Origin of the sequence: Vibrio hannami (assembly GCF_029589055.1) — a bacterium.
Taxonomy (GTDB): domain Bacteria; phylum Pseudomonadota; class Gammaproteobacteria; order Enterobacterales; family Vibrionaceae; genus Vibrio; species Vibrio hannami.
Genome location: NZ_JARQZP010000007.1, coordinates 14,603 through 35,013 on the forward strand (window position 1 = coordinate 14,603; position 20,411 = coordinate 35,013).

Genomic DNA, 20,411 nt, shown 5'->3' on the forward strand with positions numbered 1-20,411 from the left:
CCGGAGATTTTAATGGTTGAAAGATTAACCTGGAAAAAGCTAGCCTGGTCGCTAGCTTTTTTTTACACCCCCTGGGTCATCATTGGATGGCTATTCGGATATATGCCCTGGCTGCTGCTCGCTGCAACAGTTATCCAGTTATTGTGGCACCTTCACAATCAAGTGCGTCTTTCTACCTGGTTATGGGATGAAAAACGCTTGTCACCACCTTCCGGCACCGGCCATTGGGAGAGCCTGTTTAATGGAATATATCGGCTCCAGCAGCGTCAGCGTAACCGACGTAAAGAGCTAGCAAACCTCATTCGCCGCTTCCGAAACGGTGCTGAAGCGCTGCCGGATGCGGTTGTAGTGTTCCGTGCTGAAGGCAATATTGTCTGGTGTAACAAACTAGCTCAACACCTTCTGGGATTCCGCTGGCCGGATGATTCAGGACAGCCTATCTCCAACCTTATTCGTACTCCTGATTTTATAAAATATCTGAACAAAAATGACTTCTCTGAACCTCTGGAGATGCGCTCACCGTTAAATATCGAACGGATGCTGGAACTGCGTATCGTGCCATATACAGAGGGTGAACACTTGATGGTTGTTCGTGATGTTACCCAATTGAAGCAGCTTGAAGGTATGCGCAGTAACTTCTTTGCAAACGTGTCGCATGAGCTACGCACACCAATGACGGTTCTTCAGGGCTATCTGGAAATGACGGAAGACCCGGATATGGTTGTAGGTCCAATGTGGACAAAGGCGCATGGCGTCATGACAGAGCAGCTCAATCGCATGAATAGCCTCGTCAGCCAGCTATTGACGCTGTCAAAAATCGAAGCAGCGCCAATGCATGAGTTAGATCAGGTCGTTGATGTACCAAGAATGCTGGAAGTTCTGGAAAAAGAAGCAAAAACCTTAAGTGGTGATAAAGGTCATATCTTCGATTTTGATATCGATGAAAACCTTAGAGTTCTAGGTGACGAAGATCAGCTTCGTAGCGCGATTTCTAACCTGGTTTATAATGCTGTTAAATACACTCCGCCAGCGGCAGAGATTCATGTGCGCTGGTACGAAACCAGACAAGGTGCTCATCTGGATGTAGAAGATAGTGGGGAAGGTATTGAACCTCAACACTTACATCGATTGACAGAACGTTTTTACCGAGTGGATAAAGCCCGTTCAAGAGATACGGGCGGTAGTGGATTAGGGCTAGCTATTGTTAAGCATGCTCTGAATCACCATGATTCGATGTTAGAAATTAATAGTGAAGTAGGTGTAGGTAGCCAGTTTGCTTTTGTTTTGCCAACCAGGCTAATTGTCAGGTAATCAAAGAATGAATAGGTCCGTTCTATCTACATGTTCATTGATTTTGAAGTTAGGCGCTCTAGCTGTTGTCGCTATTAGCAATACTGTTTTAGCTAAACCTCTGCCTGACTACAATAAGGTTCAGGGACTTTCCGGAAACCTTATCTCTATTGGCTCAGATACTCTCGCGAGCATGATGTCCCGCTGGAGTGAGGAGTTTCAAAACCTTTATCCTAATGTCAATATTCAGGTGCAGGCGTCCGGTTCTTCGACCGCTACACCTGCATTAACAGAAGGCACCGCTCAGCTGGGACCAATGAGTCGTCAAATGCGGCTGAAAGAGATAGAAGCCTTTGAGGACGAACATGGTTATAAACCTACTGAACTGCGTATTGCTGTTGATGCAATCGGTATATTTGTTCATGAGGATAATCCGCTTAAAGGTTTAAACTTCCAGCAGGTTGATAGCATATTCTCTTCAACCATGTTGTGCGGAGGTGACGTTCCTATTGAAAGGTGGGAGCAACTTGGCATCGATTCTGACTGGGCAAAACGTCGCTTCCAATTGTTTGGTAGAAACTCTGTCTCTGGAACTTATGGTTACTTCAAGCAAGTTGCCTTGTGTGGTGGTGACTTTAAGAGATATGTCAATGAACAGCCTGGCTCTGCTTCTGTTGTTCAGTCGGTGGCTTCTTCAATAAATACTATTGGCTATTCAGGTGTTGGCTATCGTGTTGCTGGCGCAAAGTTATTACCGATTGCTAAACAAGGTCAGGACTACGTAACCCCTACTGAACAGAATATAATTAATGGCAAATATCCATTATCCCGTTACCTGTATATTTACGTGAACAAGGAGCCGGGAAAACGGATGCCTGCGGTAGAGCGAGAGTTCATTCGCTTTATATACTCAAAGCAGGGGCAGGGGATGGTTAAAAGCGAAGGTTATGCGCCACTTTCCCAAGATTTTGCAGATCGCGAGTTACAAAAAGTCGGCCTGTAAGAGGCCGATTATCTGCTCAAATCATCAAACCTTAATCGAACTTAAGTTCCCAGTCGGCTTTTTGCCAGTACTCTTGTTCTGTTATCAGATCGGCATGAAGTAGCTTATTATTTTCCAGCCACTCAATATCATCACACTCCAACAGCCACTCGTTATCGTTGCTCACTACAATTTTGATTGAAGGGAGTTTATCTTCATTTCTTTGTCCATTAAGCAGAACAGATAAGCGAAGTATGCGAATTAGCGTCAGAATATGCTTTTTCTTAAACAGGTTAAATTCAGGCATTTCCTGAAGCTTAAGAGACTTTCTGTGGAACCGTGCCAGTGTTGCCAGTAACAATTGTTGTTCATGGTTGAAGCCTGGCATATTGGTATGTTGTAGTATATATGCTGAATGGCGATGAAAGCCCTGGTAGCTGATACTTAGGCCTACTTCATGCAGCATAGCGCTCCAGCCAAGCAGTGATGCCTGTTCTCCATGTTTTAAGATGCCTTCTTTTCCAACAACCTGTTTAAGGAACTTGTGTGTCTGTTTGCGAATTTTATCGGCGTGGTTAAGATCTACGTGATGTTTTCTTGCCAGGTTTTCCGTTGTTCGCATGCGAATGTCTGAACGTTCAAAGCGCTCTTCCATTTCATACAGAAGCCCTTCGCGAAGTGCTCCATCTGAAAAGTACAGTTCTTTGATTTTTAGGCGGTTGATAATTGCATCAAGTATGGCGACTCCGGCTGCGAACACGGGTTTACGCTCGTCATTCAGCCCTGGCATTTTGATATTATCAATGGAGTCAAACTCGCAAAGAGCTTCTATCAGTTTAGCCATTCGCTTCGAAGTGATAACACCATCATCGTAGCCCATACCGATAAGGACTTCTTTGATTGCTTTTATGGTACCAGATGAGCCGAGTGCCGCATCCCAGCTTTTTTTCTTGTACTGTTCCACCAGTGATTCAAACTGTTGCTGGGCAGAAATACCGGCTTTGGAGAAGTTCTTCTTAGACAGTTTCCCATTGGCAAAAAACTGATTGGTAAAGCTGACGCAACCCATAAGCGTATTATTCACCAGCTCAGGTTCAAAACCGTTGCCTATGATCATTTCGGTACTTCCACCACCAATATCTATCACCAGCTTGGTTTTTGATTCGGGCTGGGTATGAGCAACGCCAAGATAAATCAGACGAGCTTCTTCAATACCGGATATGATTTCGATAGGGAAAGGAAGAACTTCTCTTGCTCTACGCATAAAGAAGTTGGCGTTTCGTGCCTGGCGCAGTGTATGGGTTGCAGCGATACGAACGTTGCCGATTTCAAAACCTTGAAGCCTTTCGGCAAACATAGCGAGACAATCAACGCCTCGTTGGATAGCTTCTTCTGTCAGAAGTTTATCTTTACCTAATCCAGACGCAAGCCGAACACGTTGCTTGTGTCGGCTTACTATCTGTAGATCTTCTCCCACAACTTTTGCCACAACCATATGGAAACTATTGGAGCCAAGGTCAATGGCGGCAATATCACGAGACTGAAGACCTAGTTTTTCATTCATTTTTTGCTTCTAACCGTAGTTCGTTTTCTTTTCGGCTCTGCTTTTCGACCTGCTTAATGTAGTTATAAATAGCGATTTGAGAGCGTATCTTCTTACGGTTACCCCTTGGTACATAAGCGTTGCTCATGTCCTTGTCGATCCTGCGAGCTTTAACGGTATCCGTAAAGTGGATCGCAATTATATCCATAATTCGCTTCTTAAGTCTCTCTTCCTTTATCGGTACCGCTACTTCGATACGGTGATCAATGTTACGGGTCATCCAGTCTGCAGAAGAGATATAAACCTGAGGATCGCCACCGTTTTCAGTAATGATTACTCGTGGATGTTCAAGGAAGCGGTCAACAATACTAATGATCTCAATGTTATCACTGATATCTTTCACCCCAGGAACTAGTGAGCACATGCCGCGAATGATCATTCTGATTTTTACTCCAGCAGCGCTGGCACCATAAAGTTTGTTTACCAGACCTTTATCTACAAGATTGTTTACTTTCAGCGTAATACCTGCCGGTTTGCCTTCTTTAGCGTTGGCAATTTCAGTGTCAATCAGTCGGTAGAGCTGCTTACGAGAGTTGCGTGGAGAAACGATCAGGTGATCAAAACGAACCGGACGGTAAGGGTTTTCAATGTAACCAAATACGTTACGAACTTCGTCAGTGATCTCTTTGTTAGCAGTGAGAAGCGAAAAGTCAGTGTAGATTCTGGCTGTTTTTTCGTGGAAGTTACCTGTGCCTACGTGTGCATATCTCACTATGTCGTCACCTTCGCGGCGAGAGATAAGCAGTAGCTTAGAGTGGATCTTCAGACCCGGAGCACCAAAGTGTACATGTACGCCTGCGTCTGTTAGTACCTTAGACCATTCAATGTTTGCTTCTTCGTCGAAGCGCGCCTGAAGCTCAACAATTACTGTCACTTCTTTGCCGCTGTGCACGGCATCAATAAGTGAGTTCATCAGCTTAGAGTCTTTCGCTACACGATAGATGTTTATCTTTATGCTTCGTACTTTGGGATCAAAGGATGCCTGACGCACCAACTCGGTAATATGATCAAAGGTGTGATAAGGATAATAAAGCAGAATATCTTTTTCACGAATCGCGTCAAAGCTGTTGTTGTAGTTGTCAAAATCAGCACTTGGAAGTGGAGGTAGTGGTTTGTTTTCCAGATACTCACGACCAACATTCGGGAAGCCAATGAAGTCTTTAAAGTTATGATAGCGACCGCCTGGTAACAAGCTGTCGTAGTTAGATATTTGTAATCGGTCACATAGGAAGTTAAGCATGTTTTTAGGCATGCCATTTTCATAAACAAACCGTACTGGCATTGCAGTTAAACGCTGAGCTACACCTTCTGACATCTGTTCCAGCAAGCTGTGCTCTACCTCATAACCAAGGTCGTATTCTGCATCACGGGTCATCTTAAACGAGAAGCAGCCTAACTCGTCATATTCAAAGAAACCTCTGAAAATATCATCCAGGCAGTAACGGATAATATTGTCTAACAGGATGATGGTTTTCTTCCGCTTTCCTTTCTCCTCAGGAACCATGATAAAGCGAGGCATATGTTCAGTTGGAATTTCAAGCAGAGCGTATTGAGGATCGGTATCGTCTTTTTTGATCTCTACACTTAGATAAGCATATTCATCTTTCAGGAACTGAAGTACATCGATATCTTCACTCATCAACAGAGGAGTAATATGAGGAAGTACCTCTTTTCGGAAGTATTTTTTAACCCATTTCTGTTGATGTTCGTTGAGCTGTGTTTCGTTGACAAGGAAGATGCGCCTTCTTGCCATCTCCATTAAGAGTTCGCTGTATAGTTCGTTGAAACGTTCATCTAGCTGGGCGGCCTTTTTCTGCATCTTCGCCAGCAGTTCTTTAGCGTTATCTTTTCGGCCACTTTCCTGACTGATGAGAATTCTTCTTTTCACATCTGCAAAACGAACCTTGTAAAACTCGTCCAGGTTATTAGAGAAAATACCTAAAAATCGCACGCGTTCGATTAGAGGGACGTTTTTGTCTGCGACTTCTTGCAAGACGCGTTCGTTAAATGATAGCCAGCTTAGTTCTTTTTCAACATATAGCGATTCTGCGCTCATGATACCTTCCGATTAATGTCAACTAGCGTTGGGATTTTGATCCCTGAAATCTTTAGAGAGGGGTAGATAGTGAAGAGTAGACTCTTTTTATTACATCCATATGTATACCTTCATAAATCTTAGCGTAAATTTCAGATAGTTACAGACTTTTTACAGTGCTATTTTTGATAACAACGCACACTTTGTAATATAAATGTCATTGAAACGAAATATTATTGGTGAGATCTAGCCTTCCGACTTTTTCACTTAGGCTTTATCGTAGAACATAGCTAGTTTAAACACAGCAAAAAGGTAGATACCCACTTATGCCTAGGGCAGAATTTTCACTTAAAGAACGAGATCGTACCCGATATATAAAAGATCGGATTGTTCGTTCTACAGTGACAGCTGGTGGTGTTGGTGTTCTTCTGGCGTTACTCCTAATATTCTTCTATTTGTTAAGCATTGTTCTTCCCATTTTCAACAGTGCTGATATCGATCTGGTAGCCAGAAAAAAATTTCATCTGAGCATAATATTATCGCTTCTGGTGTTGATAATTACGGTGAGAATGCCTTTGTTTTTGACCAAAGTGGTGTACTTACCTACTTAAGTTTGAAAGGGGATACTTCATCTGAAAATGCAGATGAAATCCTTAGTACTAAGCTGTTGGATAAACCAACGTTGCTGGCCTCTTCGGCTGATGGTAAGCCCTGGTATGCCTACGGAAATAGTAGCGGGCAAGTGGTTGTTGTCAGGCCAGAGTTTAATGTTTCTTTTACCAATCAAAGAAGAATTCTGACTCCCGATCTGGATACGCTTCTTAGTGGTGATCCTATTCAGCTGGATGACGGCCAAACTAAGATAAAGCAACTGGCGTTCGCCGTTACCTCGAATTTTGGTGTTTTTGTTGCAGTAAACGAAGATGGGGTGACTGTAGCAAAAAGAATTAATAAGGTGGCTGATTCAGAAGGAGAGATTGTTAGCGAGAATCTGATGATTCCGCAGTTACCAAAATCAGTATCCAGGTTGCTTATGGCCCCGGATGGTTCTCAACTGTTTGCACTGTCTGGGAACGAACTACTTGTTCTTGTCAGGAAAAAACATAGATTCCTGATTAGAGAAATCATAGACCTTACACAGGGTATCGAAAATCGGGATGTTACCGATATTAACCTTCTTGCTGGTGCTCAATCAGTTTTAGTTACTCATAAAGGTGGAATTATTTCTCAGTGGTTCGATGTTCTAAGTTTTGATGAAGATAAACGTGGAACAAGAAAGCTAACTCATATACGGGATATGGAAACCGAATCCGATTTAGTTTCTCTACTACCGGATGCATACAAAAAAGGTTTCTATGCCTTCCATCGTTCCGGGTTATTGCAGGTACATTACACAACCGGTGAAAACCTTGTGTACTCAGAAAGGCTACTACCAGTTGCTCCAGAGGTTGTGTCTATTTCGGGGAATGAGAAATACCTTCTGACATTAGAGAATGGAAAGCTAAGTGTATTTAATGTCGATAACCGATACCCAGAAATCTCGTTAAAGTCGTTATGGAGCAAGGTCTGGTATGAGAATTACCCTGGGCCTCAGTTTGTGTGGCAATCTACTGCATCAACAGACAGCTACGAAGCAAAGTTCAGTTTAGTTCCTTTAACTTTTGGAACATTAAAAGCAGCACTATTTTGTATGTTACTTTCGGTTCCGATCGCGGTATTTGGTGCAATTTATACTGCTTACTTTATGACTCCGGCTATGCGCAGAGTGGTTAAACCGACGATTGAACTCATGGAAGCGCTGCCAACAGTGATTATCGGTTTCCTTGCGGGGATGTGGTTGGCACCTATCGTGGAGTCCCACCTTCCGGCAATTGTTCTGATGGTTATTGCACTTCCGTTATCGACAATGGTGATTGGTATACTCTGGTCGTTTATTCCTGTAAAGGTACTGAAAAAAGTGCCGAGTGGATGGCATGCTCTTCTGTTGATCCCGGTACTTCTGATTATCTCTGCCCTATGCTTTGGATATAGTGGTGACATTGAAAGGCATTACTTTTCTGGCGATATTCGTGTCTACCTGGCAGATATGGGAATCGATTTTGACCAGAGAAATGCTCTTGTTATTGGTATCGCGATGGGGATTGCTGTTATCCCTGGCATATTTACCATTGCAGAGGATGCTATATTTTCTGTACCTAAGCACTTGTCTGATGGTGCTATGGCACTGGGGGCAACTCCGTGGCAGTCGCTCACCAAGGTGGTACTGCTTACCGCGAGTCCAGGGATTTTCTCTGCTGCTATGATAGGGCTTGGAAGAGCTGTGGGTGAAACCATGATCGTATTAATGGCTACCGGGAATACGCCAATACTCGACTGGAATATACTGGAAGGGATGCGAACTCTATCCGCGACGATAGCGGTTGAGATGCCTGAGTCTGATGTCGGTTCGTCGCACTATCGGTTATTGTTCTTGTGTGCGCTAATTTTGTTTTTGTTTACATTCGCCGTTAACTCTTTGGCGGAGATGGTTCGTTTCCGTTTAAGAAAAAAGTACAGTTCGCTGTAATATCGATTTGATTTTGAAGTAGTAGGTTATCGCTTGTTAGCTCAATGGTTGAAAGCAGGCAGACCCTGGGTCTGGTTATCTGGAGGAGCAGTCAGTATTAGTCTGATTTCTGTTCTTGGGCTGCTATTGCTTATTGGCTGGAAAGGTCTGGCCTACTTCTGGCCTGCAAAGGTATATCAGTGGGTTGATGTTAAGGGTAATGTCATTCTCGGACAGGTATATCAACGAGATTCTGTGCCCATTGATCATGTCGTGAATGCTAAGCAGCGACTGCCTGAAGATATTTATCAGAAGGGCACGGTTGAAAGATTAAATATCAAAATCGCCAACCGAGAGCTTTACCCACTCGATTTTATTAACGTCTTTAGTAGTGATCTTCAAAAAGAAGAAACACCAGAAGATATCTTAGTACTGGAAAGAAACCGAAATGGTAACTTTATCGGTAAGCCAGTTGCCTACCTTTCTCAGAATCAGCGGTATATCGAAAACATTGAATCTCATTTGGAGTCTGGAATTGAGTTTACAAACTCAATGCGTGCAGAAATAGAAGATGTTAAGTCGGATGAAGTTCAACAGCTAAGCTGGCAGTTAAGTCAGCTCAAGCTGAAACGAAAAAAAGCTGAATTGAATGATGAGATTACAGAATCTTACTTAAGCAGCTATAACCAGAGAAAGAACGAGTTAGTCGCGCAACTTAATCAAGCAGAGCTGAAGCTTGAGCTTCTAAAAAGTCGCCTGGATCAGGAAGTTCTGATTGTTGAGGAAATGGGTGGCGAACAAGTTCGAATCCCCATGAATACGGTGCTTAATGCCTGGTTCCCCAACCAAATGGGAGTGTTGGAAAAAGTAGGGCATTGGTTTACTCAGGTAAAAGAGTTCTTGTCTGATAACCCTCGGGAAGCAAACTCCGAAGGGGGCATTTTTCCTGCGATTTTTGGTACTGTGTTTCTGGTTATATTGATGTCGATAATAGTGATGCCGCTTGGGGTTATCGCTGCTATATACCTTCATGAGTACGAGAAAGAAAGTGCTTTAACGCGAGTGATTCGTGTGGCAGTAATCAATCTGGCGGGTGTTCCGTCTATTGTATACGGTGTGTTCGGGCTGGGATTTTTTGTATACACCATAGGTAGTTCGCTGGATACATTTCTATTTTCCGATAAATTACCAGAGCCAACATTTGGTACTCCGGGTATTTTATGGTCTGCGTTGACGCTGGCACTTTTAACTCTACCAGTAGTAATCGTAGCAACGGAAGAAGGGCTTAGCCGTGTGCCTAACTCAGTTAGGCATGGTGCATTAGCATTGGGAGCCACCCAGTTTGAGACTATTTGGAGAATCGTCTTACCAATGGCAAGCCCGGCAATCATCACCGGGTTGATCCTGGCAATTGCCAGAGCTGCGGGTGAGGTGGCTCCGTTAATGCTGGTGGGGGTGGTAAAATTGGCTCCGACCCTCCCGGTAGACGGCAATTTTCCTTATGTTCATCTAGAGCGTAAGTTTATGCACCTCGGCTATCATATCTATGATGTCGGATTTCAGTCACCAAATATTGAAGCTGCCCGGCCATTGGTATATGCCACTTCGTTTTTACTTGTTACAGTAATCGTGGGGCTGAACCTTACCGCAATCAATATACGAAATAACCTTCGGGAAAAATATCGCACTCTGGGGCAAGATTAAGAATGTTCTCTGTTAATACAGCTTTAGGCTACAAAGCACCTTTAGACGTCAATAATCTTTCGGATAAAGATACGGCTATCTCAATTGAGGGCCTTAACCTGTTTTATAAAGACAGTGGACAGGCTCTCAATGACATTTCTATGCGTATACCCAAAGGAAAAGTTACCGCGTTTATCGGGCCTTCAGGTTGCGGTAAGTCAACTTTGCTTCGCTGTATAAACCGTATGAACGACCTGGTTGATGGCTGTAAAATTGAAGGCAAAGTATTACTACACGGAAAAAATGTATACGATTCGCAGGTAGACGTTGCAACGTTGCGTCGCCGGGTTGGCATGGTATTTCAAAGGCCAAACCCTTTTCCTAAGTCTATTTACGAGAACGTTGTATTTGGCCTAAGGCTACAAGGGATTAAAAATGCTCGAGTTCTGGATGATGCCGCAGAACGCTCGTTAAAAGCAGCAGCACTATGGGATGAAGTTAAGAACCGACTGCATGAGAATGCTTTTGGGTTATCCGGAGGACAGCAGCAGCGCCTGGTGATAGCAAGAGCTATTGCTATTGAACCCGAGGTGCTATTACTTGATGAACCAACTTCTGCACTGGATCCTATATCGACGTTAACAATAGAAGAACTGGTGCATGACTTAAAAACCAAGTATACAGTAGTTATCGTTACCCATAACATGCAGCAGGCGGCACGAGTAAGTGACCATACGGCGTTTGTTCATTTAGGGCAACTAGTCGAGTATAACGATACAGACTCTATTTTTACGTCACCAAAACAAAAACGTACAGAGGACTACATTACCGGGCGTTACGGTTAAATTTATACTCAAGTGTTAAGCAGGATAGGAGAACATATGCATTTTGGCCGTCATATTTCCGGGCAATTTAACGTAGAACTGGAGTCCCTCAGAACCCATGTATTAACCATGGGAGGGCTGGTAGAGCAGCAGCTATCGTTTGCTATGCAAGCTTTAAATAAAGATGATATCGAGCTTGCAAGGAAAGTCGTGCGTGACGACCACAAAGTGAATGCAATGGAAGTGTCGATTGATGAAGCCTGTACACGTATCATCGCAAAGAGACAGCCTACAGCCATTGACCTTAGGTTGATTATGGCAATCATCAAAACTATTACGGATTTGGAGCGAATTGGTGATGTCGCGGCCCGAATAGCCAGAGTTGCAATAGAGACGCCCTCATCAAAAGGGCAGAGGTATCATGTTTCTCTTGAGCCACTATGTCTGCAAGCAATAGCAATGTTACACCAGGTACTAGATGCATTTGCGAGAATGGATATAGATGCAGCAGCAGAGGCTTTTAAGTTAGATAACAAGTTAGATGCAGAATATGACGCAGTTATAAAGCAGCTAACGAAATATATGATGGAAGAGCCGAAGAATATCCCAAGTATTCTTCAGGTTATGTGGTCAGCAAGGGCCATAGAACGTGTTGGTGATCGCTGCCAGCATATCTGCGAGTACATCATTTATTTTGTGAAAGGAAAGGATATCCGTCACCTGGACGAAAATGATATCGATAAGTATATCAAGTAAGAGAAGGCGGTCGTGAAACCGCCTCTATAGAATCAGTTAGAACTTGTATCCAACTGTGAAAGAGAAATAATCTGCATCCATAGAGTCGATACTCGTTAGATCAAATCTCATATCTGCATAGACACCAGCATCAAATTGAGCCCTGGCCCCAATTCCTAGATGAATCGCTGAATCGTTGTACTTTTCAGAGTAGCTGTAATCACCGTAGGACAAAGTGATTTCTTCTTTATAGCGTGTAAACCCAATAGCACCGTATGGCTTGACGCTGAACTGATCTAACTGAAATGCATAACCAATATCAGTATCGATTTTAAAGGAGCCGCCGTCTATTTCCGATGAGAAACCATATTCACTGACTTTATCTGAGTTTTTTTCATATGACACATTTAAACCTAAGATACGGTTGAAGTCATACCCGTATTCCAGCTTAAAACCATTTCCAGCATCATAGGTAGCGTCTAAATCTGAAAAGTCTAATGATGAGTAACCAATTCCTGCTCTGTGGCCACTAAAGTCGTCCATCGCGATAGTGCTAAAAGAAAGTGTTGAAAGTACAGCCACTGCTAATTTTTTCATTAATATATCCACCGGATTAGTTGAGTTTCCTCTTCCAAAGTGAGAGCTAATGAACATCCTGTAACTGGCGGCTACTTTATAGATAGTATTAATGTGTTTCTAAACAGAAGAAGTTATATTGGTGATAAGTGCTACTTATTAAATTGTTCAAGAAACTCTTGCTCTTGCTTTTCGAGAAGCGATTGAATTAAAGAGTTCAACCATTGAGTTAATGGATCATTGGTATTTTTTTGGTGGTAGTGACTTTTTAATGGATGGTTTACATCAATGCCAGTTAGGTCGACTTTGATTGCACGAAGCCTTGGGTTATCCAGGAATGGAAATATTGACGTTGTAGGTAAATACATGTCAGTTTCTTGAATGACGTCCACTAAAGCCATCAGGTATTCCGAACGAAATCCCAACTTTGCTTTTAGGCCTAATGAGTTAAGTACTTCTTCTGCTATAACGCTGTAGGTATTCCACCCAGGAACAATCAAAGATGCAAGCTCGTAATCAGCAAATATATGCGGTCTTGTAATACGCCCTTTTATTGGATGATCCCGCCTGACTGCAACATAAGAGTTCATATCCAATAATTTTTCAGATCTCACCATCTTCGATGTATTGGAGATTTCATGATTGACTCCAATAAGAATTTCACCTTTTTCTATATCGGATAAGGTTGTAGCACTCCATGAGAGTAACTGAAGATCTGCTTTGGGCGCTTGCTTTTTGATTTCCTTTACAATTTTTCCTGATATCGCACATAGTACCGTTGAGTTTAAGGCTATTTTTATCGGTTTATCTATCGATTGTAGATCTAGTTTTTGACCTAAGTTAAGAGTGTTAGATAACTCATTCATAAGTGGAGTAAGGCGCGAAGCTAAACTCTCCGCATAAGCAGTAGCAGTCAGCCCTTTGGGTGACTTGATAAATAAGTCATCAGAGAAATGATTTCTCAATTTCTGAAGTGATTGACTAATGGCAGGCTGAGAGACATAAAGTCTCTCAGAGGCTTTTCGCATATTCAGTTCTTGAGACAGGACAAGAAATGTTCGAAGTAAATTTAAATCCAGATTTTGATAAAGATCTTTCGCCATCAATATTTCTCGGGTACGTGTTGCTGCTCTTCAATTGGAGCTCTAATGTAACCCTCTTTGTTAATTTCGGGTAGTTCTATTTCCGGGTGTTCAACTTCTTGATATTCAATGGAAGAGAGTAGGTGACTAATACAGTTTAATCGAGCACGCTTCTTATCGTCTGAAGGGACGACCCACCAGGGACACTGTTTAGTGTCGGTGTATTTAAACATCTGATCTTTCGCTTCTGAATACTCCTTCCAGCGGCTGCGGGATTGAAGATCCATCGGGCTGAATTTCCAGCGTTTAATTGGTGTATTGATTCGTTCTAAAAAGCGCTTTTCCTGCTCTTCATCAGAAACCGAGAACCAATATTTAAGAAGGATAATTCCTGAGCGGGTGAGCATTCTTTCGAATTCAGGACAAGAGCGCAGAAACTCTTCATACTCATCGTCACTACAAAATCCCATGACTTTTTCAACACCAGCCCGGTTATACCAGCTTCGGTCAAACAGAACCATCTCGCCAGCGGAAGGAAGATGGGCAACATAACGCTGAAAATACCACTGGGTTTTCTCACGTTCAGTCGGTGCTGGAAGAGCGGTAACTCTGCAGACTCGAGGATTAAGTTTTTCCGTAATTCGTTTGATCACGCCACCTTTACCGGCGGCATCTCGGCCTTCAAACAATACTACGACTTTTAACCCTTCCTGCTTAACCCACTCTTGTAGCTTAACCAGTTCGATTTGCAGTTTTCCAAGCTCTCTTTCATATTCTTCTTTTTTTAGCTTTCCCATAATAAACCTACATCCGTTTAGTTTGTATACAATTATAGAACAGATGACGGAAAACTAATTTAAGGATTTCAGTGAATTGAGTACTTGAGCTATCTTTTCACTGCTCGTGACGGGGATGATATGGTCACTAATATCGGCATTTCCCATATGAGCTGAGGCGACATTTTTCATATAGCTGACTCTTTGAGACTTTCCTGATAGGTGAACTTCATTAACCCCTGTTGCCGATACAATTTCTGCAACGTTATCGGCACTAACTCCTGCACCAGCCATAATAGAAAGCTTGTTCCCTGCGAGTTTTCTCATGGAACGGATCGTATCCCGGCCTTCATAGGCTGTGGTCTTTAGTCCAGATGTAAGTACTCGCTCACAACCAAGAGATTTAATAGCGTCAATCGCTTGTTCATAGTCAGAGCAATGATCAATGGCTCTATGGAAGGTAGTTCCTACACCAGAGGCTGCTGACATTAGTCGTATACAGGTATCTTCATCTATGACGCCTTCAGAAGTAAGAACGCCAAATACAACACCGTCGACTCCGGCTTTTTTCGCGATATAGATATCCTCCAACATGGACTCTATATCATCGCTATCGTACAAAAAATCGCCTTGTCGGGGACGAATCATCGCATAGACAGGAATGGAGGATATTCTGGCTGCTTGTTTCATTATGCCGTAACTTGGTGTCAAACCACCAAGCGCGAGAGAAGAACATAGCTCTATTCTTGTCGCTCCACCTTTTATAGCGTTATGAAGAGACTCTAGGTTATCGATACAGACTTCGACTTCAATTGACATAGGTGTTGCCCATTCCAAATATTAGATTAAAGAGAGTATCAGGAATGTAAGTGAGCACCAGTGGCAGAGGCAAAATTTGGAACAAAAAGAAAGCCCGAACTGATGTCCGGGCTTTTGTCTTGGGCTGATTATTACTTTATAACTGATTGGCGTGCGTTTTTTCGCTTTATATTTTGTCCAACCAAGTCCGTTGAGCTTAGGACTAAGTAATTACTTGTTCAGGTCGTCAGCGTGCTCTGACAGGAACGCAGCTACACCTGTTGGTGTTGCGTCCATACCTGCTTTACCTTCTTCCCACTGTGCAGGGCAAACTTCACCGTTCTTCTCGTGGAAGTTTAGTGCGTCAACCATACGTAGCATTTCATCAATGTTACGGCCAAGTGGAAGGTCATTAACTACCTGATGACGTACTAGGCCATCAGAATCAATTAGGAAAGATGCGCGGAATGCAACACCTGCTTCAGGGTGTTCAATACCGTATGCCTGGCAAATCTCGTGCTTAACGTCAGCAACAAGAGGATATTTAACTTCACCGATACCGCCGTCAGCAACAGCAGTGTTACGCCATGCGTTGTGCGAGAACTGAGAATCGATAGATACGCCGATTACTTCAACGCCTTTTTCCTGGAAATCTGCGAAACGCTTGTCAAAAGCGATTAGCTCAGATGGGCAAACGAAAGTAAAGTCTAGTGGGTAAAAGAATACAACCGCTTTTTTACCTTTAGTGAACTCTGCAAAGTTGAAGTTTTCAACGATTTCACCATTACCTAGTACAGCTGCAGAAGTAAAATCTGGGGCTTGACGACCAACTAGTACCATTTTATTGCTCCTAAATAATAAATATTTATCAAACCTTTGGGTTTGGTTCCGTGTTTCGACAAGGAAACTATAGTACAGATTTGAGGTTGTAAAAAAGCGAATTAAATAGATTGATTTAATCGAAAAAAGCGATGAATATGGAAGTTCGGATTTTCAAGTCGATTCAATCACTATTAGTAAGTGGATTGATAGTTAAGCTTGAATAAAGAAATAAAAAGTTTAGACGGTTACTATGAACAAATGGCCTAGTTTAAAACAGCTGCATTATTTGGTTACCTTACACGAAACCCGCCACTTTAGTGACGCGGCGGAGCGCTGCTTTGTCAGTCAGTCAACACTGAGTAAAGGTATCCAAAACCTGGAAGAGATGATTGGTTGCCCGCTTTATGAAAAAAAGGACAAAAAAAGCCCGCTTGTATTTACTATGGCTGGTGAGCAGGTAGTTTCTCACGGAAGAGAGTTGCTAGCTAAAGGGCAAGATCTGATAGAGCTTGGTAAGCTGTGTCAGGGGGGAACCATGAATGGGCAGTTGAGAGTTGGCTGCATCCCTACGATTGCTCCCTTTTTACTTTGCGATTTGGTACAGGAAGTTAACCAACGATTTCCTGAACTGGATTTGCTGCTTCGTGAAGATACAACGTCGAACCTTCTTCAGGCGTTAAAGCATGGGGAAATGGATGTTCTGATACTCGCACTGCCAGTTGATATTGGTAGTATGCATAGTCAGGTGGTGGGGCAGGATCCTTTCCGCATGGTAATAAGCCGCAATCAGGCTGGCAGTATCCGTGTTCCAATAAAATATGATGATCTTCCTGATGAGTCAGTATTTTTGCTAGAGAATGAACACTGCCTTACCGAACACGCAGTATCTGCCTGTAAGTTGACTGATAAAGAAAAAATCAACCCATTTACCGCAACCAGCCTGCATACGTTGGTTCAGATGGTGGCGAATGGCCTGGGCACAACCTTTATTCCTCAAATGGCTATTGAACATGGCTTGCTGGATAACCAAAATCTGGTGGTGGTTGATCCGCCGGGCCAAAAAGCCTATAGGGATATTGGACTTGTGTGGAGACCAAGTTCTTCTCGTTACGAAACGTTTGAACAGTTAGCAGATGTGGTTGCCGAGCTTCTGTAGCTGAAAAAAGAAAGGAGGGGGCACCTGGGCTTCCGGTTGTTGCCCCCTTTGAAAGGGCTTCCTCTGGGGAGAGGAAGTTATCGTTATGATTTTTGGTTTTTTAACTAGATCGCTTTTTAGCTATTTCTCTTTTAGTTCAGAATTATTGGGCTTTTAGTTTTCTACGCATAGCATGCAGAACAGGTTCAGTATAACCACTTGGCTGGGCTCTACCGTCAAATATCAGTTCACATGCCGCTTTAAAGGCAATGCTGTTCTCAAATTCCGGAGCCATGTTGATATAGCCAGAATCACCAGCGTTTTGTTGGTCTACTATCGCAGCCATACGCTTGAGGGTTTCCATAACCCGCTCTTCTGAACAGATACCATGGTGCAACCAGTTAGCGATATGCTGACTTGAGATGCGGAGGGTTGCTCTGTCTTCCATCAATCCAGTGTTGTTGATATCAGGAACCTTCGAACATCCAACGCCCTGATCTACCCAGCGAACCACGTAACCTAAAATGCCTTGTGTATTGTTATCCAGCTCTTTCTGAATATCTTCTTCTGTTAGCTTTTGGTCTCCCAGTAGCGGAATAGTCAGAATGTCATCAACGCTAGCCTGTTTACGACTCTTCAACTCTTCCTGACGGCTAGGTACGCTCACCTGATGATAGTGCAGGGCATGCAGTGTAGCTGCTGTCGGTGATGGCACCCATGCTGTATTAGCTCCTGCCATTGGGTGTCCTAGTTTAGCTTCCATCATCTTCGCCATATTATCCGGCTCTGGCCACATACCTTTACCAATCTGTGCTTTGCCCGGAAGCCCGCAGGCTAGGCCAATATCAACGTTTTGATCTTCGTAAGCACCTATCCAGGTCATGGTTTTTAGCTGACCTTTTGGTGCAAATGGTCCCGCTTCCATGCTGGTGTGAATTTCGTCTCCGGTTCGGTCAAGGAAGCCTGTATTAATAAAGACAACTCGTTCTTTAGCGGCGCGGATACACTCCTTCAGGTTTACCGATGTGCGGCGCTCTTCGTCCATTATGCCAACTTTTATTGTGTTGCGTTCCAGCCCTAAAGCATCTTCGATACGACCAAATAGCTCAGTGGTAAAAGCAACCTCTTCGGGGCCATGCATTTTAGGTTTTACTATATTAATGCTATTAGCAGTAGAGTTGTTGAATGGGCTGTTTCCCTTTAGATCGTGCATAGCGATCAGTGAGGAAATCATGCCATCCATGATACCTTCAGGAATTTCATTACCGTCTTTGTCCAGAATGGCAGGCGTAGTCATCAGGTGTCCTACGTTACGGATGAACAGCATACTACGGCCTTTAAGTGAAACCTCTCCGCCGTTTATACTGGTGTAGATGCGATCAGCGTTCATCTCACGGGTCATCAATTTGCCATTTTTCTCAAAGGTATCCTGAAGATCTCCCTTCATTAAGCCAAGCCAGTTCTGGTATGCGAGTGCCTTGTCCTCGCCATCAACTGCAGCAACCGAATCTTCGCAATCCATGATGGTGGTAAGGGCAGCTTCAACGGCAATATCTTTTATACCCGCTGTGTCTTGTTTGCCGATAGGTGCTGTTGGGTCTATCTGAATCTCCAGATGCAGGTTATTGTGTTTTAAAAGAATCGCACTTGGTGAAGAAGCATCGCCCTGATAACCAACAAGCTGAGAGTCATCAACCAGAGTCACTTGTTCGCCGTTGTCTAATGTTGCGCTTAATGATGAAGCGATGGAGTAGCTGGTGATATCCTTATGAGAAGTGCCATTTAGTGGAGCGACAGAATCAAGAAGCTCACGAGCAAAGGTGATAACTTTATTACCGCGAACCGGATTATAACCGCTGCCTCTTTCTGCGCCGTCTTCTTCACTGATTGCGTCTGTGCCGTAAAGTGCATCATAAAGGCTGCCCCAGCGAGCGTTAGCAGCGTTTAGTGCAAAGCGCGCATTCATGATAGGTACAACTAACTGTGGGCCAGCCTGAGTAGCTATCTCTGGTTCAACATTAGCTGTAGTGATTTGAAAATCATCACCTTCATCAACCAGATACCCGATCTCTTTCAGGTAGTTTTTATATTCCGCCGGATTCAGAGGTTGGTTTGCATGTTGTTTATGCCAATTGTCTATCTGACTTTGCAGTATTTCTCGTTTCTCAAGAAGAGCTTTGTTCTTTGGCGAAAGGTCATCCAGGATGGTTTCAAACTCTTTCCAGAATGTGTCAGCATCGACGCCAGTGCCGGGAATGATACGGTCGTTAACTAGCGAGTAAAGGGTGCTATCGATCTGCAAACTTCCCTGTTGAATTCGATTGCTCATAGAGTTCTCCCTGGATAATTCTTCGTCCTTAACTATGAAGAAAAGTCTAGGGAGATGGTCATAATTTAGCTAATTTATAGTGGTTATAGTCGGTATTTATTAAATGAATGATGACAGTTAATCTTATTATTTATCCGCCTCGTCTAACTCTGTGGCCGTTTCTTTTATAAGCCTGCGCATCCATTGGTGACCCGGATTACTTTGCAGAAGTGGACTCCAGGCCATTTTGACTTCCAACGTATCGATGCTGAAAGGTGCAGGGCGAACTATCAACCTTGGGTTTATGGTGTGGGATTTTGCAATCTTACTCGGCACGGTAAGAATCAGGTTTTTCTGCTCAGCAAACAGTACCGCAGAAAGATAGTGTCGGGTGAACACCGTTATGTTTCGGGTTTTTCCGATTTTCATCAGTGCAGCATCAACCCAGCCGAGTTTTTGAACATCACTCGGGTTTACGCCTACTCCCGTACCCATCCCGGTTTTATTCACCCACACATGTTGGGCTTGCAGGTAACTGTTGAGGTCGAAGTTTTCCGCTATCGGGTTATCTTTGCTGAATATACAGCAGAAGTTGTCGTGCCATAAGCTGGTCTGGTGGAACGACTGGGGGATATTGTCAAAACGGTTAATGATCAAATCTACAGAACCTTGTTCAACATCCTGATAATTCACGTCACTAGGGGTCATGATATCTAGCCGAACCTTAGGTGCGATATGATTAAGCTTTTCCAACAGTGGCAGAAGTAGGGTGGCTTCTGAGTAGTCGCTGGCCATTATTCGGAAAACTCTGTCGCTATCCTCTGCGTTAAACTCAGCGGTCGGTTGAACCGCCTTTTCTATATTCGACAGAACGTTCCTAATCATAGGCTGTAAGCGAGTTGCACGCTCGGTTGGAATCATTCCTTCGTTGGTTCTGACCAACAGTGGGTCACCGAACAACTCTCTTAATCTTCGAAGTGCATTACTCATTGCTGGCTGGCTTACCCCTAATTGATTTGCCGAACGAGTTACGTTTCTTTCTCTTAATAAAACGTCGAGATATACCAGCAAGTTAAGATCGATTCTATTAACATTCATTAAATAAATACCGAATATAGAGACTATAAATTAACATAATTGTCACACATCGCCTTAAACTTTGTCCGTGATGTACGTTTTACAACTGACCTAAGTTGGTCACATTTAAATCCAAGAAC

15 protein-coding genes and 1 pseudogene are annotated in these 20,411 nt (G+C 43.3%); 7 read left to right on the top strand and 9 right to left on the bottom strand.

Features of this window, described 5'->3' with window-relative positions:
* The first annotated feature begins 12 nt into the window (after positions 1-12).
* The gene (gene phoR / locus P7F88_RS14410; RefSeq protein WP_277825816.1) at positions 13-1,311 is read left to right on the top strand and encodes a phosphate regulon sensor histidine kinase PhoR; all 1,299 of its coding nucleotides are present in this window, start codon (positions 13-15) and stop codon (positions 1,309-1,311) included.
* Between the two features lie 7 nt (positions 1,312-1,318).
* Complete coding sequence (locus P7F88_RS14415) at positions 1,319-2,293, top strand: PstS family phosphate ABC transporter substrate-binding protein (RefSeq protein ID WP_277825817.1); 975 nt, start codon at positions 1,319-1,321, stop codon at positions 2,291-2,293.
* A gap of 31 nt (positions 2,294-2,324) precedes the next feature.
* Here P7F88_RS14415 and ppx read toward each other — a convergent pair whose 3' ends face one another.
* A complete protein-coding gene (gene ppx / locus P7F88_RS14420) occupies positions 2,325-3,836 on the bottom strand; it encodes an exopolyphosphatase (protein ID WP_277825819.1) in 1,512 nt (503 codons plus the stop codon).
* Positions 3,829-5,931, bottom strand: a complete 2,103-nt coding sequence (gene ppk1, locus P7F88_RS14425; RefSeq protein ID WP_277825821.1) for a polyphosphate kinase 1 — start codon at positions 5,929-5,931, stop codon at positions 3,829-3,831. Before ppk1 ends, ppx begins: the two co-directional genes overlap by 8 nt.
* Before the next feature lie 305 nt (positions 5,932-6,236).
* Here ppk1 and P7F88_RS14430 point away from each other — a divergent pair.
* From P7F88_RS14430 to phoU, 4 genes and pseudogenes are all read left to right on the top strand, one after another.
* Positions 6,237-8,476 (top strand): annotated as a pseudogene (locus P7F88_RS14430) (ABC transporter permease subunit).
* A gap of 33 nt (positions 8,477-8,509) precedes the next feature.
* Positions 8,510-10,159: a phosphate ABC transporter permease PstA gene (gene pstA / locus P7F88_RS14435; protein ID WP_277825823.1), complete on the top strand. Its 1,650-nt coding sequence runs from the start codon at positions 8,510-8,512 to the stop codon at positions 10,157-10,159.
* A 2-nt stretch (positions 10,160-10,161) separates the two neighbouring features.
* Positions 10,162-10,983, top strand: a complete 822-nt coding sequence (gene pstB, locus P7F88_RS14440) for a phosphate ABC transporter ATP-binding protein PstB (RefSeq protein WP_277825825.1) — start codon at positions 10,162-10,164, stop codon at positions 10,981-10,983.
* Positions 10,984-11,019: 36 nt separating this feature from the next.
* A complete protein-coding gene (gene phoU, locus P7F88_RS14445) occupies positions 11,020-11,718 on the top strand; it encodes a phosphate signaling complex protein PhoU (protein WP_277825827.1) in 699 nt (232 codons plus the stop codon).
* A gap of 36 nt (positions 11,719-11,754) precedes the next feature.
* On the opposite strand, the gene P7F88_RS14450 is transcribed toward phoU, so the two are convergent.
* The 5 genes from P7F88_RS14450 to P7F88_RS14470 all read right to left on the bottom strand — a co-directional run bounded on the left by P7F88_RS14450 (position 11,755) and on the right by P7F88_RS14470 (position 15,769).
* Positions 11,755-12,294 carry a porin family protein gene (locus P7F88_RS14450; RefSeq protein ID WP_277825829.1) on the bottom strand — a complete coding sequence of 180 codons (540 nt, stop codon included), beginning with the start codon at positions 12,292-12,294 and terminating at the stop codon, positions 11,755-11,757.
* Positions 12,295-12,425: 131 nt separating this feature from the next.
* Positions 12,426-13,376, bottom strand: a complete 951-nt coding sequence (locus P7F88_RS14455; protein WP_277825831.1) for a LysR family transcriptional regulator — start codon at positions 13,374-13,376, stop codon at positions 12,426-12,428.
* Positions 13,376-14,152, bottom strand: coding sequence for a polyphosphate kinase 2 (gene ppk2, locus P7F88_RS14460; protein ID WP_277825833.1), 777 nt, complete (start codon positions 14,150-14,152; stop codon positions 13,376-13,378). Before ppk2 ends, P7F88_RS14455 begins: the two co-directional genes overlap by 1 nt.
* Positions 14,153-14,206: 54 nt before the next feature.
* Positions 14,207-14,950, bottom strand: a complete 744-nt coding sequence (locus P7F88_RS14465) for a copper homeostasis protein CutC (protein ID WP_277825837.1) — start codon at positions 14,948-14,950, stop codon at positions 14,207-14,209.
* Between the two features lie 210 nt (positions 14,951-15,160).
* Positions 15,161-15,769: a peroxiredoxin C gene (locus P7F88_RS14470; RefSeq protein ID WP_277825839.1), complete on the bottom strand. Its 609-nt coding sequence runs from the start codon at positions 15,767-15,769 to the stop codon at positions 15,161-15,163.
* Between the two features lie 232 nt (positions 15,770-16,001).
* On the opposite strand from P7F88_RS14470, the gene P7F88_RS14475 reads away from it, so the two are divergent.
* A complete protein-coding gene (locus P7F88_RS14475) occupies positions 16,002-16,907 on the top strand; it encodes a hydrogen peroxide-inducible genes activator (protein ID WP_277825841.1) in 906 nt (301 codons plus the stop codon).
* Between the two features lie 142 nt (positions 16,908-17,049).
* On the opposite strand, the gene P7F88_RS14480 is transcribed toward P7F88_RS14475, so the two are convergent.
* Both P7F88_RS14480 and P7F88_RS14485 read right to left on the bottom strand, forming a co-directional pair.
* Positions 17,050-19,215: a malate synthase G gene (locus tag P7F88_RS14480; protein WP_277825843.1), complete on the bottom strand. Its 2,166-nt coding sequence runs from the start codon at positions 19,213-19,215 to the stop codon at positions 17,050-17,052.
* 126 nt (positions 19,216-19,341) lie between these two features.
* Positions 19,342-20,292, bottom strand: a complete 951-nt coding sequence (locus tag P7F88_RS14485; protein ID WP_277825845.1) for a LysR family transcriptional regulator — start codon at positions 20,290-20,292, stop codon at positions 19,342-19,344.
* Positions 20,293-20,411: the final 119 nt, after the last annotated feature.

Bases quoted from the DNA above. Each gene is read 5' to 3' on its own strand.
- phoR (WP_277825816.1), top strand. From the start codon at position 13: ATGGTTGAAAGATTAACCTGGAAAAAGCTAGCCTGGTCGCTAGCTTTT.
- phoU (WP_277825827.1), top strand. From the start codon at position 11,020: ATGCATTTTGGCCGTCATATTTCCGGGCAATTTAACGTAGAACTGGAG.
- ppx (WP_277825819.1), bottom strand. From the start codon at position 3,836: ATGAATGAAAAACTAGGTCTTCAGTCTCGTGATATTGCCGCCATTGAC.
- P7F88_RS14450 (WP_277825829.1), bottom strand. From the start codon at position 12,294: ATGAAAAAATTAGCAGTGGCTGTACTTTCAACACTTTCTTTTAGCACT.
- P7F88_RS14415 (WP_277825817.1), top strand. From the start codon at position 1,319: ATGAATAGGTCCGTTCTATCTACATGTTCATTGATTTTGAAGTTAGGC.
- P7F88_RS14485 (WP_277825845.1), bottom strand. From the start codon at position 20,292: ATGAATGTTAATAGAATCGATCTTAACTTGCTGGTATATCTCGACGTT.
- P7F88_RS14455 (WP_277825831.1), bottom strand. From the start codon at position 13,376: ATGGCGAAAGATCTTTATCAAAATCTGGATTTAAATTTACTTCGAACA.
- P7F88_RS14480 (WP_277825843.1), bottom strand. From the start codon at position 19,215: ATGAGCAATCGAATTCAACAGGGAAGTTTGCAGATCGATAGCACCCTT.
- P7F88_RS14475 (WP_277825841.1), top strand. From the start codon at position 16,002: ATGAACAAATGGCCTAGTTTAAAACAGCTGCATTATTTGGTTACCTTA.
- ppk1 (WP_277825821.1), bottom strand. From the start codon at position 5,931: ATGAGCGCAGAATCGCTATATGTTGAAAAAGAACTAAGCTGGCTATCA.
- P7F88_RS14465 (WP_277825837.1), bottom strand. From the start codon at position 14,950: ATGTCAATTGAAGTCGAAGTCTGTATCGATAACCTAGAGTCTCTTCAT.
- pstB (WP_277825825.1), top strand. From the start codon at position 10,162: ATGTTCTCTGTTAATACAGCTTTAGGCTACAAAGCACCTTTAGACGTC.
- P7F88_RS14470 (WP_277825839.1), bottom strand. From the start codon at position 15,769: ATGGTACTAGTTGGTCGTCAAGCCCCAGATTTTACTTCTGCAGCTGTA.
- ppk2 (WP_277825833.1), bottom strand. From the start codon at position 14,152: ATGGGAAAGCTAAAAAAAGAAGAATATGAAAGAGAGCTTGGAAAACTG.